Below are 20,087 nucleotides of genomic sequence, written 5' to 3' on the forward strand. Positions count from 1 at the left end.
GTCAGGCGGGCAGCGCGTAGGGCAGCTGCGCGAACTGCAGCCGGGGGCCGGTGGCGGAGCCAAGATGAATGCTGCCGTCTTCGGTCGCCGCCATCTTCACTTCCACGAGGCAATCGCTGCCGCCTTCCGGATTTCGCTCCGCATTCACCACCATGCCGCAGGGTTGGTCCGGATCGCCGCTCCAGAACACCTCATTGCCGGGCGCGACGTTACCGGTGTCCACCGTCGCCAGCAGCATGCGCCGCTTGAGCTTGCCGAGGTATTGGCTCCGCGCCACGATTTCCTGGCCCGGATAGCAGCCTTTCTTGAAATTGACGCCGCCGATCAGCTCGAAGTTGATCATCTGCGGGACGAACTGCTCCTGGGTAGGCTGCGTCACCAGCGGGATGCCGGCATGGATATCAGTGCGGCGCCACAGGGCGGTGGCGGCGGGGGACAGCGTCTTGGTCAGCTCCGGCCATGCGGCTTCGGCCGCGGCAGGCGCCGCCGCCCACAGGAAGCGCGGTTGGCCGAAGGCGTCGGGCAGGCGCACCAGGGTGCCATGCGGCGATTCCGTCAGCGTGTACGGCGCAGCGGGCAGCTGCGGAAACCAGGCGCCCAGCGTTTCTGCCGCCGCTTCGCCGCCGATGCCGAGCAAGGCGTGGTCGTGTGTGGCATCGGCCAGCTTGACCTTGGAGCGGAGCACGAACATCTGCAAGCGCTTTTGCACCGGCGGCTGGATCTGGCGCGGCAGCGCCAGCATGATTGCGCCGCCGGCCCGCCACATCAGGAAGGTCGCCAGCAGCCGGCCCTTGGGGGAGCAATAGCCGGCAAGGCGCGCTTCCTGCGGACCGAGGTGCTCGACGTCGTTGGTGAGCTGGTTGTGGAGGAAGCTCGCCGCGTCGTCACCCGCCGCGGAGATGAGGCCCATGTCGGTGAGCGGCGCGACAAAACCGCGCTGCAGCCCGCCCTGCGGGAGTGCGCCGCCGAAAGCCGCCACAGTCCCGGTTTCATCAAATTGCGCGCCCTGGCGTTCCAGGAATTGCAACCATGTGTTTGTCGATTCAGTCATAGACTCAAGTAAGTGCGCGGTTAGCCAGTATCATCATGGCTTGATTATAGTGACGTCTTCAAAAAGCCGTTCAGAGCCCCTTCGCTTTGTCCGGCATCTTTTGCAAAGGTCTGGTTTTGGTCAAAAAGTTTCTTGTATTCATTGTCGTCCTGGCGCTCCTGGGGTCCGCCATGGTCACGTTCTGGGCGTACCGCCCCATCCTTGCCGAGGGCGAGCAGCCGATCGAGTTCGCGATCAAGCCGGGCAGCAGCGTCAAGAGCAGCGCCGAGCAGATCGCGGCGGCCGGCGTGCCCCTCAATCCGGACCTGTTCCACCTGCTGACCCGGCTCTCCGGCCAGAGCGCGCGGCTGAAGGCAGGGAATTATGAACTAAAGCCTGGAACGTCACCGCTGGCGCTGATCGACCAGCTGGTGCGCGGCGAATTCGCCCAGGAGTCCATCGCCATCATCGAAGGCTGGACCTTCAAGCAAATGCGTGCCGCCATCGATGCCCACCCCCGCATCCGGCACGAGACGGCGGGACTGTCCGACAAAGACCTGCTGGCAAAAATCACCACCGACTACAAGTTCCCGGAAGGCCTGTTCTTCCCCGATACCTACCTCTTCGCCAAGAATTCGAGCGACCTGCAGATCTACCGCCAGGCGCACGCGCTCATGCTCAAGCGGCTGGAAGAGGCCTGGAGCAGGCGCGCGCCGGGCGTGCCGTACAAGTCGCCGTACGAGGCGCTCATCATGGCCTCGATCATTGAAAAGGAAACCGGGCAGAAATCGGAGCGCAACATGATTGCCGCGGTGTTCGTCAACCGGCTCCGGACGGGCATGCTGCTGCAGACTGACCCGACCGTCATCTACGGCATGGGCGATCGCTTCCAGGGCAACATCCGCAGGAAGGACCTCGAAACCGATACGCCGTACAACACCTACACCCGGCCCGGCCTGCCGCCCACGCCGATCGCCTTGCCCGGCGCGGAATCGCTGGCCGCGGCGCTGAACCCGGCCCGGTCGGACGTCCTGTATTTTGTTTCGCGAGGCAACGGAACGAGCGAATTTTCTAACAACCTTGCCGATCATAACCGCGCAGTGAACAAATACCAGCGATAATGCCGGCTGGATCGCACGGGGTTGGAAAACATGGCATTTGGCAGATTCATCAGCTTTGAAGGTATCGACGGCGCGGGCAAGTCCACGCACCTGGACTTCGTCGCAAGCCTGCTGAAAAAGAGCGGCAAGCGCGTCGTGGTCACGCGCGAGCCCGGCGGCACGCCGCTGGGCGAAAAATTGCGCTCGCTGGTGCTGAACGAGGAAATGAACATCGAAACCGAAGCCTTGCTCATGTTCGCCTCCCGCTGCGAGCACATCGAGCAAGTCATTGCGCCGGCGCTGGTGCGCGGCGAATGGGTGATTTCCGATCGCTTCACGGATGCCACCTTCGCCTACCAGGGTGGCGGGCGCAGGATGTCCATCGAAAAGCTCAAGACGCTGGAACGCTGCCTCCACCCGCACATCAAGCCGAACCTGACGCTGCTGTTCGACGTTCCCCTGGAAGTCGCCCGGGCGCGCCTGGACGCCACGCGCGAGCTGGACAAGTTCGAGCGCGAACAGTCGGAGTTTTTCGCCGGGGTGCGCAAGGAATACCTGCGCCGCGCGGCCGAAGAGCCGGACCGCATCCACGTCATCGATTCCTCGCGCCCGATCGGCGACATCCAGCGCGAGATCGAACAGATCATCTCCGCTATCTAATGTCCTCGCTCTATCCCTGGCAGCAGGCGCCGTGGCAGCAATTGCAACAGCTGCGCGGGCGACTTCCGCATGCCATCCTGTTCCACGGCCCGGAAGGCATCGGCAAGACCGCGTTCGCCTCGCATTTGGCCCAATCACTTCTTTGCCAGTCGCCGGCAGAGGGCGGGCATGCCTGCGGGCAGTGCGATCCCTGCGGCTGGTTCGCGCAGTACAGCCACCCCGACTTCCGCCGCGTGCGGCCGGAAGTGCTGGAAGAGGATGGCGCCGGCGAAGCCGAAGAGGGCGCAGAGGCCGGTGAGGGCAAGAAGTCCGGCAAGTCCGCCAAGGCGCCGTCGAAGGAAATCAAGATCGACCAGATCCGCGCCCTGGCCGATTTCATGAACGTGTCCACCCACCGGCAGGGCATGCGCATCGTGCTGCTGTATCCCGCGGAAACCCTGAACACCGCCGCCGCCAACGCCTTGCTCAAGACGCTGGAAGAGCCGCCGCCGGACACCCTGTTCCTGCTGGTGTCGAACAACCTCGACCGTCTGCTGCCCACCATCCTGTCGCGCTGCCGCAAGTTTGCGCTGTCGATGCCCTTGCAGGAAGACGCACTGGCATGGCTCCAACAGCAGGGCGTCGCCGATGCCGACGCATGGCTGGCCGAACAGGGCGGGGCGCCGCTCGCCGCGCTGGACGCGGCGCAGGGCGAAGGCCGCGAGACCCTGGATGAATTGCTGCGCCTGCTGGCCCGGCCGGGCGTGGAAGGCGCGCTGAAGACGGCGGAAAAGCTGCAGAAGGCACCGGTGGCCGAGCTTGTGGCGTGGTTGCAGCGCTGGCTCTACGACGTGTGTTCGCTCAAACTTTCGGGCAGAATCCGGTATTATCCGCGTTACCGGAAGGAACTGGCGGCACTGGCGCAGGGCGTCGACGTCGCCGGCCTGCTGCGGGTGCTGAAGGCTGTCAACGAGCGCCGCGCGGTGGCCGACCACCCGTTGTCGGCCCGCCTGTTCATCGAAGACATGCTGCTCGAATACGCATCGCTTTTCCCGAACTGACAAACAAGCAAGGACTGCCATGGCCGAAAACACTGTGAGCCCGATTCCTCCCGGCGCCGGCGGCGCGGCGGTCGCGCGTCCGTCGGTCCTGTCCCTGCCGATCAAGGAAAAGGCCGCGCTGTATGCCGCCTACATGCCCTTCCTGCAAAACGGCGGCATCTTCGTGCCGACCAACAAGCCCTACAAGATCGGCGACGAGATTTACCTCATCCTGACGCTGATGGACGACCCGACCAAGTACCCGATCGCCGGCAAGATCGCCTGGATCACCCCGGCCGGCGCCAACAACAACAAGGCGCAGGGCATCGGCGTGCATTTCTCGTCCGACGAGAGCGGCCAGCGCGTCAAGCACCGGATCGAGGAACTGCTCGGCGCCGCACTGCGTTCCACGCGCGCCACGCATACCCTGTAAGAAAAACGCTAATTTCATGTCTGCATTTACACCGTATACGCATCGCCTCGCCCGTTTCGAAGACCTTCCCGCCATCGTAGACATCTACAACAGTACCGTGCCCTCCCGCATGGTGACCGCGGATACCGAACCGATCAGCGTCGAGTCGCGCCATGCCTGGTTCGAGGAGCACACGCCCGAACGCCGCCCGCTGTGGGTGGCGGAAGAAGACGGCAAGATCATCGGCTGGCTGTCGTTTTCGAATTTCTACGGCCGCCCGGCCTACAACGGCACGGCCGAGCTCTCGATCTACCTGCACGAGGACGCGCGCGGCAAGGGGCTCGGGCGCTATTTCCTGTCCGAAGCGATCGCGTTCGCGCCGCAGATCCGGGTGCACACCCTGCTCGGGTTCATTTTCGGGCACAACATCCCCAGCCTGAAGCTGTTCGAAGCCTTCGGATTCGAACGCTGGGCGCACATGCCGCGCGTGGCAACCTTGGACGGCGTCGAACGCGACCTCGATATCCTCGGCAAGCGCGTGGCCTGAAGTCCGGCGCGAGTGCGCCGGCGGCGTTAAAATGCCGGCATGTATATCGATTCACATTGCCACATCAATTTCCCCGAGTTATCGGTCCGCCTGCCGGAGATTTTCGGCAAGATGGCGGAAAACAAGGTCACGCATGCACTGTGCATTTCGGTGAACATGCCGGAATTCCCGTCGGTGCTGGAACTGGCGGAACGCTATCCGAACGTCTATGCCTCGGTCGGCGTCCATCCTGACTACGAGGAAACGCCGGAAGTCAGCGTCGACGACCTCGTGCGGCTGGCTGCGCATCCGAAGATCGTCGGCATCGGCGAGACCGGGCTCGACTACTACCGTCTCGAGGGCGACCTCGAGTGGCAGCGCGAGCGCTTCCGCACTCATATCCGCGCCTCGCGTGCGACCGGCAAGCCGCTGATCATCCATACGCGCGCCGCCTCCGAAGACACGATCCGCATCATGCGGGAAGAAGGCGCCGGCACCGATGCCGGCGGCGCGGGCGGTGTGATGCACTGCTTCACGGAATCGCAGCAGGTGGCCGAGGCCGCCATGGAGATGGGCTTTTACATCTCGTTCTCCGGCATCGTCACCTTCAAGAATGCGAAGGACCTGCAGGCCGTGGCCCGCGCGGTGCCGCTGGAGCGCATGCTGATCGAAACCGACGCACCCTACCTTGCGCCGGTGCCGCACCGGGGCAAGATGAACGAGCCCGGATTCGTGAGCCATGTCGCGGAATTCCTGGCAACGCTGAAGGAAGTGCCCGTGGAGCAGGTGGCGCAGGCAACGACGGCCAATTTCTTCGATCTGTTCAAGGCGGCGAGGCCTTCATGAGAATGCGCCGCAGCCTCTTGCTCGGCGCGCTCGCGGCCGCCGTCTTTCCGGTGACGGTTTTTGCCGACGCCTACGTCGATTTCTTCCGCGCGGTGAAGATCGACAATGCCCGGACCGTCAAATCGCTGCTGGCGCGCGGGCTGGACCCGAACATTATCGAGGCCGAGCGGGGCGACACCGGAATGATTCTCGCGCTGCGAGAGGATTCGATGGACGTCTTCGAGGCCCTGCTCAACGCCCCGAATATTGACCTCGAAGCGAAGGCCGGCAACGGCGATAACGCACTGATGATCGCAAGCTTCAAGGGCAACAAGGCGGCGGTGGAAGCCCTGCTGGCGAAAGGCGCGGAGGTCAACCGGCCGGGCTGGACGCCGCTGCATTACGCCGCAGCGAACGGCCATAACGAGATCGTGCAGATGCTGCTGGAGAAGTCGGCCTACATCGATGCCGAATCGCCGAACAAGACTACGCCGATCATGATGGCGGCGCGCGGCGGGCACATCCGCACCGTCAAGCTCCTGCTCGACGAGGGCGCCGACGCCTCGCTCAAGAACGAGCTCGGGATGAACGCAATCGACTTCGCGGCGAAGCACAACCACCGGGACATCGCCGACGGCCTGACGAGCCGCCTTCGCAAGGAAGGCAAGCTGTAGGCGCCTAGTCGACGCCGATCCTGTTGCCCCAGACGCCGAAATGGACGCTGTTGGAGGTGCGCAGGAAGTGGACTTTCAATGCCGCAATCTCCGCAGCGACCTCTTTCGGAAACCCCTTGCGGCCGCCGCGCAGGTCCATCATCAGGCCATCGATGTAGCGCTCGCACTGCAGCGGGCGTTTCCAGATTTCGGCAAGGCGGTTGGCGATGCGCGGGTACTGCTGCGCCAGCGCATTCGGCCGGGCTTCCCGCGGGAGCGCGGCGAGCCACTTGAAAGCGATGGGCGAGAGGTCCGGCGGGGACTGATCGGAATCACGCAGGCGCGCGGAGTTCCAGTCCCTCGCGGGCAGCGGAGCCACGGGTCTTGCGACGTCGCCATGCAATATGCGCCGCGCCTCGTCCACGCTGACCTTCTCGAAAGGTATCTCCTTCATCTTGTCTCCTCCCCACATGTTCAAGTTTGCAGAGTTACAAGATGTTACAACGTCAATAATTGTTAAATAATTGATATTGTTAATAACTTTATTGCAACAGAGTAGGTTCAGACTATCGCTGGCTCTTACCCTTGCCCCGCGCAGGGCAGGGTCAGCCTGACTTCCAGTCCCCGGACGGGAAGGTTGCGCAGTGCGATGCTTCCGCCGTGCTGTTCGGCGATGTTGCGGGCGATGGTCAGGCCGAGGCCGGTGCCGCCGGTTTCGCGCGAACGCGAGGCTTCGAGCCGGTAGAACGGTTCAAACACGTTCTGCATTTCCGCTTCCGGGATGCCGGGGCCGCCGTCCGTAACGGCAATCAGGACATTGCTTCCCTCGCGACTGATGCTGATCTTCGCAAAACTGCCGTACTTGCAGGCGTTATCGATCAGGTTGGTCAGGCAGCGCCGCAGGGCGATCGGGCGCGCCATCAGCGACGCGCCGGAGCGGCCCTCCAGCGTGACATCCTCGCCGGCATCGACGGCATCCGCACAAACGCTGTCGACCAGGGAGTCGAGGTCGAGGAGCTGCATCGGACCGGCTGCGTCCATGCTCCGCGCCAGGTCCAGTCCCTCGCGCACCATGCCTTGCATCGCGGTCAGGTCGCCGATCAGTTTTTCCCGCAATTCCGCATCCTCCACCTTTTCCAGGCGCAGCCGCAGGCGGGTGAGCGGCGTCTGCAGGTCATGCGTGATCGCAGCGAGGATTTGCGCGCGCTGGCGGATATGCCCGCGGATGCGCGTCTGCATCGCGTTGAAGGCGGCGGCAGCCTGCCGGATTTCGGTCGCCCCGCGTTCGGGCAGGGGAGGGCGCTCAATATTGTTGCCGAGCTCGGTGGCCGCCCGGGCGAGCTGCTTGAGCGGACGCAGCGTCATGCGCGCGACGATGGCGGCAAGCACGCCGATACTGAGCAGGAACAGGACCGCATACAAAGTGAAGTCACCGCGCGGCGTGATCGGCGGCGGACGGGGCGGCAGCACGGTCAGGCGCAGGCGCGCGTTGTCGGGCAAGGTGACCAGCATCGCTTCGCACATCGGGCGGAGCTCGCCCTGGCGGCGGCGCGGCGGGCGGTGGCTGAAGTCGCAGTCCGCCGGGTCGGCCACCGCGGAAGCGATGCGGTAACCGTCGGGCAGGCGGCGTTCAAGCATTCCGGCGAGCTCGGATTGCTGGCCGCTCGCCTGGTCGTCCGCGGCCGCCGGCTCGGCGCGCATGCCGACACCGCGTGCGGCGGAGAGGAAGGGCGTACGCATGTCTGGCGCCACCGTGTCCAGCGACAGGATGAACTGCGCCAGCCGCTCCACCGCGTGGTAGTCGCGGAACTGCCCGATCATGCGCTGGCGCTCGTTGAAGGCGAGGCCGAGGGTGATGAGCGCGCTGGCGATGACGCCGGCAAGCAGTACCAGGACTACCCGGCTGGTCATCGACTGGAAGATGGCCTTGATTCCGCCTTTCATTCGCGCGTCACCGCAGTGGCGAGGACATAGCCTTCATTGCGCACCGTCTTGATGATCTGCGGCGAGCGCGCATCCTCGCCCAGCTTTTGCCGCAGGCGGCTGATTTGCAAGTCGATGGAGCGGTCGAAGGGATCGGCGTCGCGCCCGGCGATCATGTTGAGCAGCTGGTCGCGGCTGAGCACGCGGTTGGCGTGGTCGAGGAAGATCTTCAGCAGGCGGTACTCGGCGCCCGAGAGCGCGACGACCACGCCCTGCGGATTGACGAGGTGGCGTGCGGTGGTGTCCATCGTCCAGCCGGCGAAGCGCAGCATCTGCGACTCCGGCGCCTGCGCCGGGCCGGGAGCCGCCTGGGTGCGCCTCAGCACACTGCGAATGCGGGCGAACAGTTCGCGGGGTTCGAAGGGTTTCGGCAGGTAGTCGTCCGCGCCCATTTCCAGACCGAGGATGCGGTCCACCGGCTCGGCGCGCGCGGTCAGCATGATGACCGGGATGCTGGAGCGGGCGCGCAGGTTGCGGCACAGGGTCAGGCCATCGTCGCCGGGCAGGTTCAGGTCGAGCACGATGAGATCGATGCGGCGTTCATCCAGCACCTTCCACATGGCCTTGCCGTCGCCGGCAGTCGAGGTGCGGTAGCCGTTCTTTTCCAGGTAGTCGGCCAGCAGGCTGCTGATTTCACGATCGTCGTCGACGATCAGGATGTGGGCGGGAGTTTCCATGCACGCATTATGGCAAGCCGGGAGGCGGGAATGTTTGCGAATTGTATCGTGCGCGCCCGATCGTCCGGCAGCCGATACAGAACGATACAAAGCGCCGGCGTTCGCTACTTGCTGCTACAACATCGACGGCGGACGACATGGCGTTGATACATTTTCCCCGCATCATGGGAACCGTGCAAAGGGCACGAATTCAACCAGTGAAGAAGGAAAGAATCATGACCACATTTCGCAAGCGTTTCCTGATCGGTGTGATGGCCGCAACCCTAGGCGCAGGATCCCTGGCTGCCCATGCGCAGCGGCCGGATTGCGGGCCGCGGGGTGCGGGCCACCACTCGCCTGAGAAGATGGCGGAGCGTTTCGAGAAGCGCCAGTCGGCGCTGCATGACAAGCTGAAACTGAACGCCAACCAGGAAGGCGCCTGGAAGGCTTACGTCGACCGGATCAAGCCAGTTGCGCCGGCGCAGCGCCCCGACCGTGCCGAGATCGAAAAGCTGCCGGCGCCGGAGCGCATGGAAAGGATGTACGGCTTCATGCAGGACAACCAGAAGCGCATGGCCGACCGTATCGCGGCCACCAAGGAGTTCTATGCGGTGCTGACGCCCGAGCAGAAGAAAATCTTCGACGACGAGTTCAAGCCCGGAATGGGGCACCGCCACCACCGCGGCCATTCCTGATCAGTGGAGTTTGATGCGAGGGTTGCGCACCCAGTCGATGGTTTCCGCCCAGGTCGCCAGCCAGGTCTGGAACCAGCCGTTGACGGCGATCTGGTGGTTCTTGTGCAGCCACCAGTACATCCATTTGGCGATGTGGCCCTCGACGAAGACTGAACCCCGCGCAACCGCCCCCATCAGGCTGCCTACCGCGCTGTAATCGCCGAGCGAGACCAGCGAGCCGCGGTCGCGGTAGGTGAATTCCAGCAGCGGTTTGCCTTCCAGCATCCGGCGCAGGGATTTGGCCAGTGTGCTGGCCTGCTGGTGGGCTGCCTGCGCGCGGGGCGGCACCATGGGCTGGCCCTCGCCCTGCGGACAGGCGGCGCAATCGCCCATCGCGAAAATCGACGGGTCGCGCGTCGTCTGCATCGTGCGGTGGACCACCAGCTGGTTGATGCGGTTGGTTTCCAGTCCGTCGATCTCTTTCAGGAAGTCCGGCACCTTGATGCCGGCGCACCACACCACGATCCCGCTCGGGATGAATTTGCCGCTCGCCATCTGCACGCCATCCTTGCGCACCTCTACCACGCGTTCATTGGTGTAGATATCGATGTCCAGCTCGCGCAGCTCGTGCGCAACCGCGCCGGACAGGCGCTCCGGCAGCGCGCTCAGGATGCGCGGCGCGGCATCCACCACCACGATCTTCAAGTCCTTCTCCGGATCGAAATTGGCCATGCCGTAGCTGGAGAGCACCTTCGTCGTCAGGTGCAGCTCCGCCGACAGCTCGACCCCGGTCGCGCCGCCGCCGATGATGGTCACCGTGAAGCGGCCTTCGCCCGGGGCTTTTGCTCTGGCCTGCGCGCGCAGGCAAGAGTTGATCAACCGCTCGTGGAAGCGCTCGGCAGATCCCGTGGAGTCGAGCATGATCGTGTGCTCGTGCACGCCGGGCGTATTGAAGTCGTTGGTCTGGCTGCCGATGGCCATAACCAGGGTGTCATACTTGATCGTCTGGCGCGGCAGGATCTCCACGCCTTCTTCGTCGTAGGTCGGTGCGAGGAAAATTTCCTTGGCGGCGCGGTTCAGTCCGTCCATGCTCCCGAGCCGGAAGGTGAAGTGGTTGGCGCGCGCGACGGCGAGGTATTCCAGTTCGTCCGCGTGGCTGTCCATCGTGCCGGCTGCGACCTGGTGCAGCAGCGGTTTCCACAAATGGGTACGGGCCGCATCGACTAAGGTGATGCGCGCTTTGTTCTTGCGGCCAAGCGTCTTGCCCAGCCGGACGGCCAGCTCAAGTCCGCCGGCGCCTCCGCCGACAACCACAATATGATGGAGGGATACCTCTGGCTGTTTGCTCAAATGGAACTCCTTTCGGAAAGGCGGGATCAGGATGATTTTATTATGATGGTGACATTTCTCCGGGAAATGCCGGTCATCCTCCTCTGGTACGACGGGTAAAGCCGTTCTATGATCGCCCGGGAACGATTGATTCACATCAAACAAACTGGTGAATCTGTTTGCTACAGTCGCGACCACCTATCACAAGGATAACAATGAACAACCCTTTCGCCGGCCGTTCCGGCACCGCTACTGCACCGAGGTGACGATGGCTGGCCCGAAAATCAAGGTCGAAGAGTTCCTGAACAAGCTGCCTCTGTTCAACGAGATTGCGCCCGGGGAGTTGAAGCAGATCGCGGATTGCGTCGTCGAAAGCCATGTCGCCAAGGGCGAGGTGATCTTCCGCCGCGGCGATCCCTGCGCGGGATTCCATATCGTCATCTACGGACAAGTGAAGCTCGCTTTCACCTCACCGGACGGCAACGAGAAAGTGGTGGAGATCATCGGGCCGGGGCATAGCTTCGGCGAGGCGCTGATGTTCATGGAAAAGCCCTACATCGTCACCGCGCAGGCGCTGGCCGACACCTTGCTGCTGCATGTGCCGAAGCAGGCGGTGTTCGATGAACTGGAGCGCGACACGAAGTTTGCGCGCAAGATGCTGGCCGGGCTGAGTCGGCGCCTGCACGGGCTGATCTCGGATGTGGAAGCCTACTCGCTCAGTTCCGGCGCGCAGCGCGTGATCGGCTACCTGTTGAAGTCCGAGGCGCAGCATGACGGGGACCAGATCACGCTCGCGGTGAGCAAGACGGTGCTCTCGTCGCGGCTGAACCTGACGCCGGAGCACTTTTCACGCATCCTGCATGATCTTGTGGTCAAGAAGATGATTCAGGTGGATGGCCGCACCATCACCATCCTCGACATCGAGAAGCTTCGCTCGTACGAGGGGCGTTAGCAGGGTTGTGCCGTCATTCCCGCCTTCGCGGGAATGACGGGGAATGGGCGTGTGAGAAATTGAACGGAAGGTGCCCGCAGACAGAATGCGGCACCCAATTAGGCTGGCTTCAACTTGGACGTCCCCAGCGACAGCTCCCGGTAGGTCCGCACCGCCTTCAGCAGGTTCACCCACAGCCAGGTGGACGACACCGCCAGCACGATGCCCGCCGCCTGCGCGAGCACGGGAAGCACCGGCGCCGCCACCAGCAGCACAAGCCCCAGCAGATGCAGGAAAAACTGCCGCTCCGCATCCCGGTCCGGCAGGATCTGCTTCACATTGGGCACCTTCGCGGCGCCCGCGAGCCGGTTCTGCAGGTGGTACCACACCAGGAAGGGTACGATCTTGTACAGCATGCCGTTGATGACGGAATAGCCGAAGCCCGCGATCACCAGCGCCCCCAGCACAAACGGATAGGCAGGGTGCTGCGCGAGCGCGGGGAAGACGGTTCCCGCCGCCCACAGCACGCCAGCGGCGAGAATGCTGATCAGCGAGGTGCGCCAGAAAAACGTCGTTGCATCCGGCTTGGGCCGTTTGCGCTGCCGCAGCAGGTTCAGCGTGATCATCGCGAACCCCATCCAGGCAAGGATGAGCAGGGCAGTGAACCAGGGCTCGGAGCGGCTGCCGTCGATCGCCGCCGCGCTGCGCAGCACCAGCAGCACGAACACCGTCCAGGCAAATCCGCGCGTCATCCACTGCGGATACACGGGCGTCACCTGGAACATCGGCACTACCTGGTAGGCGACGCCGGCCACCAGCAGGCCCAGCCATCCGAGCAAGCCCCACGATACATGCAGGTCGGTGATCAGCAGCAGGGGCAGGGAGAGCGGCCACGCGAAACCGGCGGCCGCGGCAATGCCGAAGCCGGCGGCGGCGGCGAGGGCGCTCAAGGCCAGGCGTATCGCCACCAGCATCGGCGCGGCATGCGGCGCGCTCCACACCCGTTTCAACAGGATCAGCAGCAGCCAGCCGAATCCCGATCCCAGCATCAGCATGGCGATGCGGATCAGCAGCGGCGAAGCGTGCAAGAAGCCGCAGGAAAGCGCAAGCGCGCCCGCGCCGAGCAGTGCATGCACGCTGGCCGCGGTGCGGTTGGTATAAGGAATCTCGATGCCCGACACGACAGGCAGGATCTGCAGCAGGGCGCCGAGCATGCACATGCCGAGGAAGCCCAGCGTCAGCAGGTGCGTCAATGCGAGCGCGTCCGGTGTCCACCGCGATACGAACATCGCCGGCCCCGTCCACGCCAGCAGGAGGCCCGCGAGGATGCCGAAGGCCGGCGCCGTGAGGAAGAAGCGCAAGGGCACCGCCAGCCCCGGCGTCTGTTCGAACGAGAGGACGCGCTGCATCGCTACTGCCAGATCAGGACTTCATACAGGTAATCCTCGCGGCTCTTCGTTTCATGCTGGTAGCCGTTGCGCTGGAGGATGCCGTACAGGGGAATCGGCTCGCGCGGGATCAGCACCCGCAGGCGCTGGCCGGGCTGCAGCCTGCCGAGCGCATCGAGCACGCGCTCCAGCGGCTCCGGCGGCTCCAGGCCGCAGACGTCGATGTCGATAATGTCGGCGCTCATGACGCGATCCCGATCCCGCGCATGGCGCCGATGATGTCGTCCTGGCGGCCGGCGAGCACGCGGTCCGACATCGGATAGAGGATGCTTTCTTCTTTCATGTTGTGCTGCTGCATGAGGGTGTTCAAGGTTTCCGAGTAGCCGAGGAAGCCGTCCGCGTCGCGCTTGGCGAGGCACTCGTTCAGCATTGAGATGACCTCACGCATCTGCCCGTGTTCCATGCGCATGACGGCGGTCGGCCCCTGGCGGCTGCCGGTCGCCTCTTCGAATTCCGGAAAGAGCACCTGTTCTTCCATCGCGAAATGCTGTTCGAGCGATTCGCAGAAGGCCTGCATTGCCTGTTCGGCATTGGTCCACAGCGTGGCCGCAACGGCAGTCTCGGCTTGCGCGAAGAAGTCGTCGCAGCGCTTGTGGTCGGTGCCGAGGTGGCGGGAAATCGTTTCCATTGGCGTCTTTCGGGAGAGGTGGACTGTAAGGCGGATTGTGACGCCGGGGCCAAACGGCAATCCTTGATTCAGGTTAAGGAATGAAAGGCGCGCCAACGACTACAGTGAGCAAAATTGCCACGAAAACCCGGCGGCAATGCCTAGCAGAGGCAAGTCCGGATTACTTGACTGAGATCAAACAAATTGCAAAAGCCATTTGCTACATTCGCTCGTTGCTTATCGGAACTGGAAGGACCTCTGTGCTGAAGACTGCTTTTGAAACCTTTAACGTCAGGGGTCGGCCCCTGCTTCCCATTGTGCAGGGGGGCATGGGCGTGGGCGTTTCCGCCCACCGGCTTGCCGGCAATGTCGCCCGCCTGGGCGGCGTCGGCACCATTTCCAGCGTGGACTTGCGCCGCCATCACCCGGACCTGATGGCGCAGACCGGCAAGTCGCGCAACAAGGAACTCATCGACCGCGCGAATCTGATCGCGCTCGACCGCGAAATCAAGGCCGCCAAGGTCATCGCCGACGGCAACGGCATGGTCGCCGTGAACATCATGCGCGCGGTTGCCGAATATGCATCGTATGTGAAGCAGGCTTGCGAAAGCGGCATCGACGCCGTGGTGGTCGGCGCCGGGCTGCCGCTCGACCTGCCGGAACTCACCGTCGACTATCCCGATGTCGCATTGATCCCGATCCTGTCGGACGTGCGCGGCATTGCGCTCATCATGAAGAAGTGGATGCGCAAGAACCGCCTGCCGGACGCGATCGTCATCGAAAACCCGAAATACGCAGCGGGCCACCTCGGCGCATCGAAGCCCGAGGACGTGGACGCGCCGCACTTCGCCTTCCCCGCCGTGCTGGAAGGCACGCTGGAACTGTTCAAGGAACTCGGCATCGAGCGCGAGCGCATTCCGCTCATCGCCGCCGGCGGCGTCAACTCGCATGAGCAGGTGCGCGAGCTGTTCAAGATGGGCGCCAGCGCGATCCAGCTCGGCACCGCATTCGCCGTCACGCAAGAGGGCGACGCGCACATCAACTTCAAGAAGATCCTCGCCGAAGCGAAGCCGGAAGACATCGTCACCTTCATGAGCGTGGCCGGCCTGCCGGCGCGCGGCGTGCGTACCCCGTGGCTGGTGAACTACCTCGAGAAGGAAGCCAAGCTGCAGAGCAAGGCCGGCCCCAAGCAGTGCACCGTCGGCTTCGACTGCCTCGCGCAGTGCGGCCTGCGCGACGGCATCGCCAAGGCAGGCCAGTTCTGCATCGATACCCAGCTCGCTTTTGCGCTGGAAGGCGACGTCAAGCGCGGCCTGTTCTTCCGCGGCTCCGAGAAGCTTCCGTTCGGCAGCGAGATCCGTTCCGTGCGCGAACTGATCGAGTTCCTGCTGTCTGGCAAGCGTCCGGAAAAGACGATTGACAGCAGCGCAACGAACCCGGCTTGTGCCGCCGCGACGCCAGCCTGAGCAGGCTTTATCAGGGAAAAACTCGTGCAGCAGACAACGACACAGATGGAACTCGTGGCGCCGGCGGGAAGCCTGCCCGCGCTGAAGGCCGCCGTTGATAACGGTGCCGATTGCGTCTACCTCGGCTTCCGCGATGCGACCAACGCGCGCAACTTCGCGGGCCTGAACTTCGACGACAACGCGATCGCGGAAGGCATCCGCTACGCCCATGGCAAAGGCAGCAAGGTGCTGCTCGCGCTGAACACCTATCCGCAGGCAGAAAACTGGGCACCGTGGCGTACCGCGGTCGACCGCGCGGCGCAGGCCGGCATCGACGCCATCATCCTGGCCGACCCGGCCCTGATGCAATACGCCGCCAACAAGTATCCGCAGCTGCGCCTGCACCTGTCGGTGCAGGGCTCGGCAACCAACTTCGAAGCGATCAACTTCTACCACAAGCGCTTCAACATCCAGCGCGCCGTGCTGCCGCGCGTGCTGTCCATGGAGCAGGTGGAGTACGTCACTCAAAACACACCGGTGGAAATCGAGGTATTCGGTTTCGGCAGCCTGTGCGTGATGGTGGAGGGACGCTGCGCGCTCTCGTCCTATGTGACCGGCGAAGCGCCGAACACGCACGGCGTATGCTCGCCGGCCAAGGCGGTGCGCTGGCAGCAGACGCCGAAGGGACTGGAGTCGCGCCTGAACGGCGTGCTGATCGACCGCTACGAGGAAGGCGAGAACGCCGGCTACCCGACCCTGTGCAAGGGCCGTTTCGACGTCAACGACGAAAACTACTACGCGATCGAGGAGCCGACCAGCCTCAACACGCTGGAACTGCTGCCGCAGCTGCTGCAGCTCGGCGTGCGCGCGATCAAGATCGAAGGCCGCCAGCGCAGCCCTGCCTACGTCGCGCAGGTGACCAAGGTATGGCGCGAAGCCATCGACAACGCGCTCGACAGCTCCCAGCGCTACTCGGTGAAGCCGCTGTGGATGTCCGAGCTCAACAAGGTCGCGGAAGGGCAGCAGCACACGCTGGGCGCCTATCACCGCCCCTGGAAGTAAAGGAAAACGACAATGAAGCTTTCGCTCGGACCCATCCTCTACTTCTGGCCGCGCAATACCGTCTTCGAGTTTTACCAGGAAATGGCGAACGCGCCGGTCGACATCGTCTACCTCGGCGAAGCCGTCTGCTCGCGACGCCGCGAGCTGCGCCTGTCCGACTGGATCGACATCGCTGACATGCTGGCTGCGGCCGGCAAGGAAGTCGTGCTGTCCACGCAGGCGCTGCTGGAGTCCAAGACCGACATCGGCACGCTGCACCGGATCACGGAAAACGGCCGCTACGGCGTCGAAGCCAACGACATGGGCGCGGTGAACTGCGTCGCCGGGAAAACACCGTTCGTCGCCGGCCCGCACCTCAACGTATTCAACGCGCCGACGCTGCAGTTCATGGCCGAGACCGGTGCCAAGCGCTGGGTGATGCCGCTTGAAATGAGCCGCGACGGTCTCTCGCACATCCAGAAGGACCGCCCCGCGGGCATCGAAACCGAGGTGTTCGCCTACGGCCGCATGCCGCTCGCCTTCTCCGCGCGCTGCTTCACCGCGCGTCACCGCAACCTGCCCAAGGACGACTGCCAGTTCGCGTGCATGGAATACCCGGACGGCCTGCCGCTGAAGACCCGCGAGAGCCAGCATTTCCTCACGCTCAACGGCATCCAGACGCAATCGGCGCTGGTGTACAACCTCGTGGCCGAACTGGGCGCGATGGAAGAACTCGGCGTGGACATTGCGCGCATCAGCCCGCAGGCGCAGAACACGGCAGCCATCGCGACATTGTTCCGCGAAGTGCTGGACAAGAAGCTGAGCGGCGCCGATGCACTGAAACAAATGGAAGCACTGATGCCCGAGCAGCCGTGCAACGGTTACTGGTACGGCAAGCCCGGCCTCGACCGCATGGTAGCCTGACCAGAGTCCGTAGGGTGGGTAGCGCGCAGCGAAACCCACCAGCACCCCGCCTCCATAAAAAGGTACCCACATGACCCCCAACCGCTTCGTCCTGCCCGAGCCCGTAGGCAAGCTGCTGTCGCTGCTGCCGGTGTATCCCGGCTCCTTCCTGTTCGCGACCGGCCTGAACCTCGCGCTCAAGAGCAACCTGCCCGCCGACGTGCAGCAATCGCTGTCCGGCAAGAAGCTGCGCATCAAGGTCACCGATGCGCGCCTGTCCTTCGACTTCCTGTGGAGCGGCGGCCGTTTCGTCGCCGGCAGCAACCAGGGGGAACCCGATCTCACCATCGGTGCGAGTGCGCATGATTTCCTGCTGCTCGCACGCCGCCAGGAAGATCCGGACACGCTGTTCTTCAGCCGCCGCCTCTCGATGGAAGGCGACACCGAACTTGGCCTGCTGGTGAAGAACACGCTCGACGCCATCGAGCTGCCGGTCTTCGAACTCGGCAAACTCGCTCCCGCACGCGTCTTCGGCCGCATCAAGCCGGGCGGCGGCAACGAGCAGTCCTGATCGCACCCATGGCCGCGCGCAACCCCGACCTGCCGCTGGTGTATTCCTGCTCCGGCTGCTCCAGCGCCGCGCAGACGGCGAACCAGGTGGCATTGCAACTGGATCGCCAGGGCGTTGCTGAAATGTCCTGCATCGCCGGCGTGGGCGGCGATGTGCCGCACCTGCTCAAGATCGCCAAGTCGGGCAGGCCGATTGTCGGCATCGACGGCTGCGTGCTCGCCTGCGTGAAAAGCTCGCTCGCGCGGCACGGCATTGCGCCGCGCTGGTATCTGCAGCTGCATGAGTATGGCGTGAAAAAACGCTATCACACCGACTTCGATGCGGAGCAGGTGGAATCGGTGACCGCGGAAGTGACTCGCCTGGTCACTGCACCCGACGCCTGACGCATTGTCTTCATCGCTGCACACCGCAGCGCGCTGTCTTTTCGACACTCTCCCTCATCGCGTTTTTGCATGGCTTGCATCTGTGTTTTTCAACGCTCATGCGGCACGAAAAAGTACCTCGGAGAACTTTGATCCAAATCATGTACTTTCCATGCATCAAAACGGAGAATGCGCGGCAAGTAGTACACAACCGCGGTAATGCACATTCCCGCATTTGATTCGTAGTAGCCACATGTTGGAGAAAACCTAAAATGGGTAAGGACAAGCAAGACCTGATCAAACAAGACGCGCCGCAGTTGGAAAACCGTCGTCGCTTCCTCGGCCGCAGCGCGTTGCTCGGTCTGGCAGGCGCAGGTGTTTCGATGGGCCTCACGGGTTGCAAGGATGACGCCAAGGCGGCCACCGGCGGTACTGCCGCGGCGCCTGCAGCCGCGCACGCACAGCTCGGCGGCGAAGTGCATCCCGGCCAGCTCGACGAGTACTACCATTTCTCCAGCGGCGGCCACTCCGGCGAAGTGCGCATCATCGGCGTTCCGTCCGGACGCGAACTGCGCCGCATCCCGGTGTTCAACATCGACCCGATGGTCGGTTGGGGCATCACCAACGAATCCAAGGCCATCATCGGCACCAATCCCGACGGCAGCCTGAAGTACACCACCGGCGATACCCACCACGTGCACGGCAGCTACAAGGACGGCACGTATGACGGCCGCTGGCTGTTCGTCAACGACAAGATCCACTCCCGCGTCGCCCGCATCCGCATGGATACGATGGAAGTCGACAAGATCACCGAGCTGCCCAACGTGATGGGCTTCCACGGCATCTTCCCGGACAAGTGCGACCCGGTCGATCCGAAGATCAACTACACCACCCGCGTATTCTGCGGCGCCGAATTCCACTGCCCGCTGCCCAACGACGGCCGCGATCTCGACGATCCGAGCAAGTGGGGCGCGCTGTTCACCTGCGTCGATGCGGAGTCGATGGAAGTCCGCTGGCAGGTGCGCGTGGACGGCAACATGGACCTGACCGCCACCTCCTATGACGGCAAGCTGGTGGCATCCAACCAGTACAACGTCGAGAACTCGGCGGAACTGGGCGGCATGATGTCTTCCGAACACGATGCCTGCGTGTTCCTCAATGTCGAGCGCATCGAGAAGCTGGTCAAGGAAGGCAAGTTCACCACCATCGGCAAGTCCAAGGTGCCGGTCGTCGACGGCCGCAAGGCAGCCAACAGCGATCCGAAGACCGCCGTGACCTGCTACGTCCCGGTCGGCAAGAACCCGCACGGCGTCAACGCCAGCCCGGACGGCAAGTACTTCGTCTGCTCCGGCAAGCTGTCGCCCACGGGCACCGTGATCGAACTGGCAGCAGTGCACAAGTGGTTCGCCGGCGAACTGGCGAAGGAACGCGATGCAGTCGTCGCCGAAGTGGAACTCGGCCTGGGCCCCTTGCATACCGGTTTCGACGGCAAGGGCAATGCCTACACCTCGCTGTTCCTCGACAGCCAGCTCGTGAAGTGGAACATCGAGAAGGCAATCGCTTTCGCCAAGGGCGACAAGTCCGCCAAGTACGTGGTCGACCGCATCGACGTGCACTACCAGCCGGGCCACGGTTTCGCCTCCATGGGCGAGACCAAGGAAGCCGACGGCAAGTACTTCAACTCGGGCAACAAGTTCTCGAAGGACCGCTTCCTGCCGGTTGGCCCGCTGCACCCGGAAACGGAGCAGCTGATCGACATCAGCGGCGAGAAACTGCGCCTGATCGCGGACCACACTGCGTACCCGGAACCGCACGACGGCATCATCGTGCGCCGCGACGTGGTGAAGACCAGCAAGATCTACAACCTGGACGATTTTGCGAACAAGGTCACGCCGGAAAACATGGGCGTCGA

The 20,087-nt window shown here is 63.7% G+C and carries 23 protein-coding genes; 15 read left to right on the forward strand and 8 right to left on the reverse strand.

The features are described from left to right. Position 1: 1 nt before the first annotated feature. Positions 2-1,051 (reverse strand): folate-binding protein, encoded by a 1,050-nt coding sequence (locus tag VFF99_RS15190; RefSeq protein ID WP_325019324.1) that lies wholly within the window; start codon positions 1,049-1,051, stop codon positions 2-4. Between the two features lie 110 nt (positions 1,052-1,161). On the opposite strand from VFF99_RS15190, the gene mltG reads away from it, so the two are divergent. From mltG to VFF99_RS15225, 7 genes are read left to right on the forward strand one after another with little or no spacing between them, the layout of a single operon-like run. Further along, positions 1,162-2,151, forward strand: a complete 990-nt coding sequence (gene mltG, locus VFF99_RS15195) for an endolytic transglycosylase MltG (protein ID WP_325019367.1) — start codon at positions 1,162-1,164, stop codon at positions 2,149-2,151. Between the two features lie 30 nt (positions 2,152-2,181). Beyond that, positions 2,182-2,790 carry a dTMP kinase gene (gene tmk / locus VFF99_RS15200; RefSeq protein WP_325019326.1) on the forward strand — a complete coding sequence of 203 codons (609 nt, stop codon included), beginning with the start codon at positions 2,182-2,184 and terminating at the stop codon, positions 2,788-2,790. After that, entirely contained in the window at positions 2,790-3,830 is a 1,041-nt protein-coding gene (locus VFF99_RS15205; RefSeq protein ID WP_325019329.1) for a DNA polymerase III subunit delta', read from the forward strand. Before tmk ends, VFF99_RS15205 begins: the two co-directional genes overlap by 1 nt. 19 nt (positions 3,831-3,849) lie before the next feature. Then, positions 3,850-4,242, forward strand: a complete 393-nt coding sequence (locus tag VFF99_RS15210) for a PilZ domain-containing protein (RefSeq protein ID WP_325019331.1) — start codon at positions 3,850-3,852, stop codon at positions 4,240-4,242. Positions 4,243-4,258: 16 nt separating this feature from the next. Then, positions 4,259-4,768: a GNAT family N-acetyltransferase gene (locus tag VFF99_RS15215; RefSeq protein WP_325019333.1), complete on the forward strand. Its 510-nt coding sequence runs from the start codon at positions 4,259-4,261 to the stop codon at positions 4,766-4,768. A 39-nt stretch (positions 4,769-4,807) separates the two neighbouring features. After that, positions 4,808-5,593, forward strand: coding sequence for a TatD family hydrolase (locus tag VFF99_RS15220; protein WP_325019335.1), 786 nt, complete (start codon positions 4,808-4,810; stop codon positions 5,591-5,593). Beyond that, positions 5,590-6,246 carry an ankyrin repeat domain-containing protein gene (locus VFF99_RS15225; protein WP_325019337.1) on the forward strand — a complete coding sequence of 219 codons (657 nt, stop codon included), beginning with the start codon at positions 5,590-5,592 and terminating at the stop codon, positions 6,244-6,246. Before VFF99_RS15220 ends, VFF99_RS15225 begins: the two co-directional genes overlap by 4 nt. 4 nt (positions 6,247-6,250) lie before the next feature. Here VFF99_RS15225 and VFF99_RS15230 read toward each other — a convergent pair whose 3' ends face one another. From VFF99_RS15230 to VFF99_RS15240, 3 genes are all read right to left on the reverse strand, one after another. Continuing rightward, positions 6,251-6,679 (reverse strand): hypothetical protein, encoded by a 429-nt coding sequence (locus tag VFF99_RS15230; RefSeq protein WP_325019339.1) that lies wholly within the window; start codon positions 6,677-6,679, stop codon positions 6,251-6,253. Between the two features lie 125 nt (positions 6,680-6,804). Next, positions 6,805-8,169, reverse strand: coding sequence for an ATP-binding protein (locus VFF99_RS15235; protein ID WP_325019341.1), 1,365 nt, complete (start codon positions 8,167-8,169; stop codon positions 6,805-6,807). Further along, positions 8,166-8,885 carry a response regulator transcription factor gene (locus VFF99_RS15240; protein WP_325019342.1) on the reverse strand — a complete coding sequence of 240 codons (720 nt, stop codon included), beginning with the start codon at positions 8,883-8,885 and terminating at the stop codon, positions 8,166-8,168. The genes VFF99_RS15235 and VFF99_RS15240 overlap by 4 nt, the downstream gene beginning before the upstream one ends. A gap of 215 nt (positions 8,886-9,100) precedes the next feature. On the opposite strand from VFF99_RS15240, the gene VFF99_RS15245 reads away from it, so the two are divergent. Further along, complete coding sequence (locus VFF99_RS15245) at positions 9,101-9,559, forward strand: Spy/CpxP family protein refolding chaperone (RefSeq protein WP_325019343.1); 459 nt, start codon at positions 9,101-9,103, stop codon at positions 9,557-9,559. On the opposite strand, the gene VFF99_RS15250 is transcribed toward VFF99_RS15245, so the two are convergent. Continuing rightward, entirely contained in the window at positions 9,560-10,888 is a 1,329-nt protein-coding gene (locus VFF99_RS15250; protein WP_325019345.1) for an NAD(P)/FAD-dependent oxidoreductase, read from the reverse strand. A gap of 247 nt (positions 10,889-11,135) precedes the next feature. Between VFF99_RS15250 and VFF99_RS15255 the strand changes: the two genes are divergently transcribed. Further along, a complete protein-coding gene (locus VFF99_RS15255) occupies positions 11,136-11,819 on the forward strand; it encodes a Crp/Fnr family transcriptional regulator (RefSeq protein WP_325019347.1) in 684 nt (227 codons plus the stop codon). 98 nt (positions 11,820-11,917) lie between these two features. Here VFF99_RS15255 and VFF99_RS15260 read toward each other — a convergent pair whose 3' ends face one another. The 3 genes from VFF99_RS15260 to VFF99_RS15270 are packed head-to-tail and all read right to left on the reverse strand — an operon-like array spanning position 11,918 to position 13,874. Next, complete coding sequence (locus tag VFF99_RS15260) at positions 11,918-13,207, reverse strand: hypothetical protein (protein WP_325019349.1); 1,290 nt, start codon at positions 13,205-13,207, stop codon at positions 11,918-11,920. A gap of 2 nt (positions 13,208-13,209) precedes the next feature. Continuing rightward, positions 13,210-13,431 (reverse strand): DUF2249 domain-containing protein, encoded by a 222-nt coding sequence (locus VFF99_RS15265; protein WP_325019351.1) that lies wholly within the window; start codon positions 13,429-13,431, stop codon positions 13,210-13,212. After that, positions 13,428-13,874, reverse strand: coding sequence for a hemerythrin domain-containing protein (locus tag VFF99_RS15270; RefSeq protein ID WP_325019353.1), 447 nt, complete (start codon positions 13,872-13,874; stop codon positions 13,428-13,430). Before VFF99_RS15270 ends, VFF99_RS15265 begins: the two co-directional genes overlap by 4 nt. Positions 13,875-14,182: 308 nt before the next feature. On the opposite strand from VFF99_RS15270, the gene VFF99_RS15275 reads away from it, so the two are divergent. The 6 genes from VFF99_RS15275 to nosZ form a co-directional block, all read left to right on the forward strand. Further along, positions 14,183-15,319, forward strand: coding sequence for an NAD(P)H-dependent flavin oxidoreductase (locus VFF99_RS15275; protein WP_414691545.1), 1,137 nt, complete (start codon positions 14,183-14,185; stop codon positions 15,317-15,319). A gap of 45 nt (positions 15,320-15,364) precedes the next feature. Next, positions 15,365-16,360, forward strand: a complete 996-nt coding sequence (gene ubiU, locus VFF99_RS15280) for a ubiquinone anaerobic biosynthesis protein UbiU (RefSeq protein WP_325019371.1) — start codon at positions 15,365-15,367, stop codon at positions 16,358-16,360. A gap of 12 nt (positions 16,361-16,372) precedes the next feature. Further along, positions 16,373-17,263 carry a ubiquinone anaerobic biosynthesis protein UbiV gene (gene ubiV, locus VFF99_RS15285; RefSeq protein ID WP_325019355.1) on the forward strand — a complete coding sequence of 297 codons (891 nt, stop codon included), beginning with the start codon at positions 16,373-16,375 and terminating at the stop codon, positions 17,261-17,263. A 70-nt stretch (positions 17,264-17,333) separates the two neighbouring features. Further along, complete coding sequence (ubiT, locus tag VFF99_RS15290) at positions 17,334-17,813, forward strand: ubiquinone anaerobic biosynthesis accessory factor UbiT (RefSeq protein WP_325019357.1); 480 nt, start codon at positions 17,334-17,336, stop codon at positions 17,811-17,813. 8 nt (positions 17,814-17,821) lie between these two features. Then, the gene (locus VFF99_RS15295; RefSeq protein WP_325019359.1) at positions 17,822-18,196 is read left to right on the forward strand and encodes a putative zinc-binding protein; all 375 of its coding nucleotides are present in this window, start codon (positions 17,822-17,824) and stop codon (positions 18,194-18,196) included. A 251-nt stretch (positions 18,197-18,447) separates the two neighbouring features. Beyond that, positions 18,448-20,087 (forward strand): TAT-dependent nitrous-oxide reductase (gene nosZ, locus VFF99_RS15300; RefSeq protein WP_325019361.1); only part of this gene is annotated, 1,640 nt, incomplete at its 3' end.

It is taken from the genome of Noviherbaspirillum sp., from assembly GCF_035654295.1.
GTDB lineage: Bacteria > Pseudomonadota > Gammaproteobacteria > Burkholderiales > Burkholderiaceae_D > Noviherbaspirillum.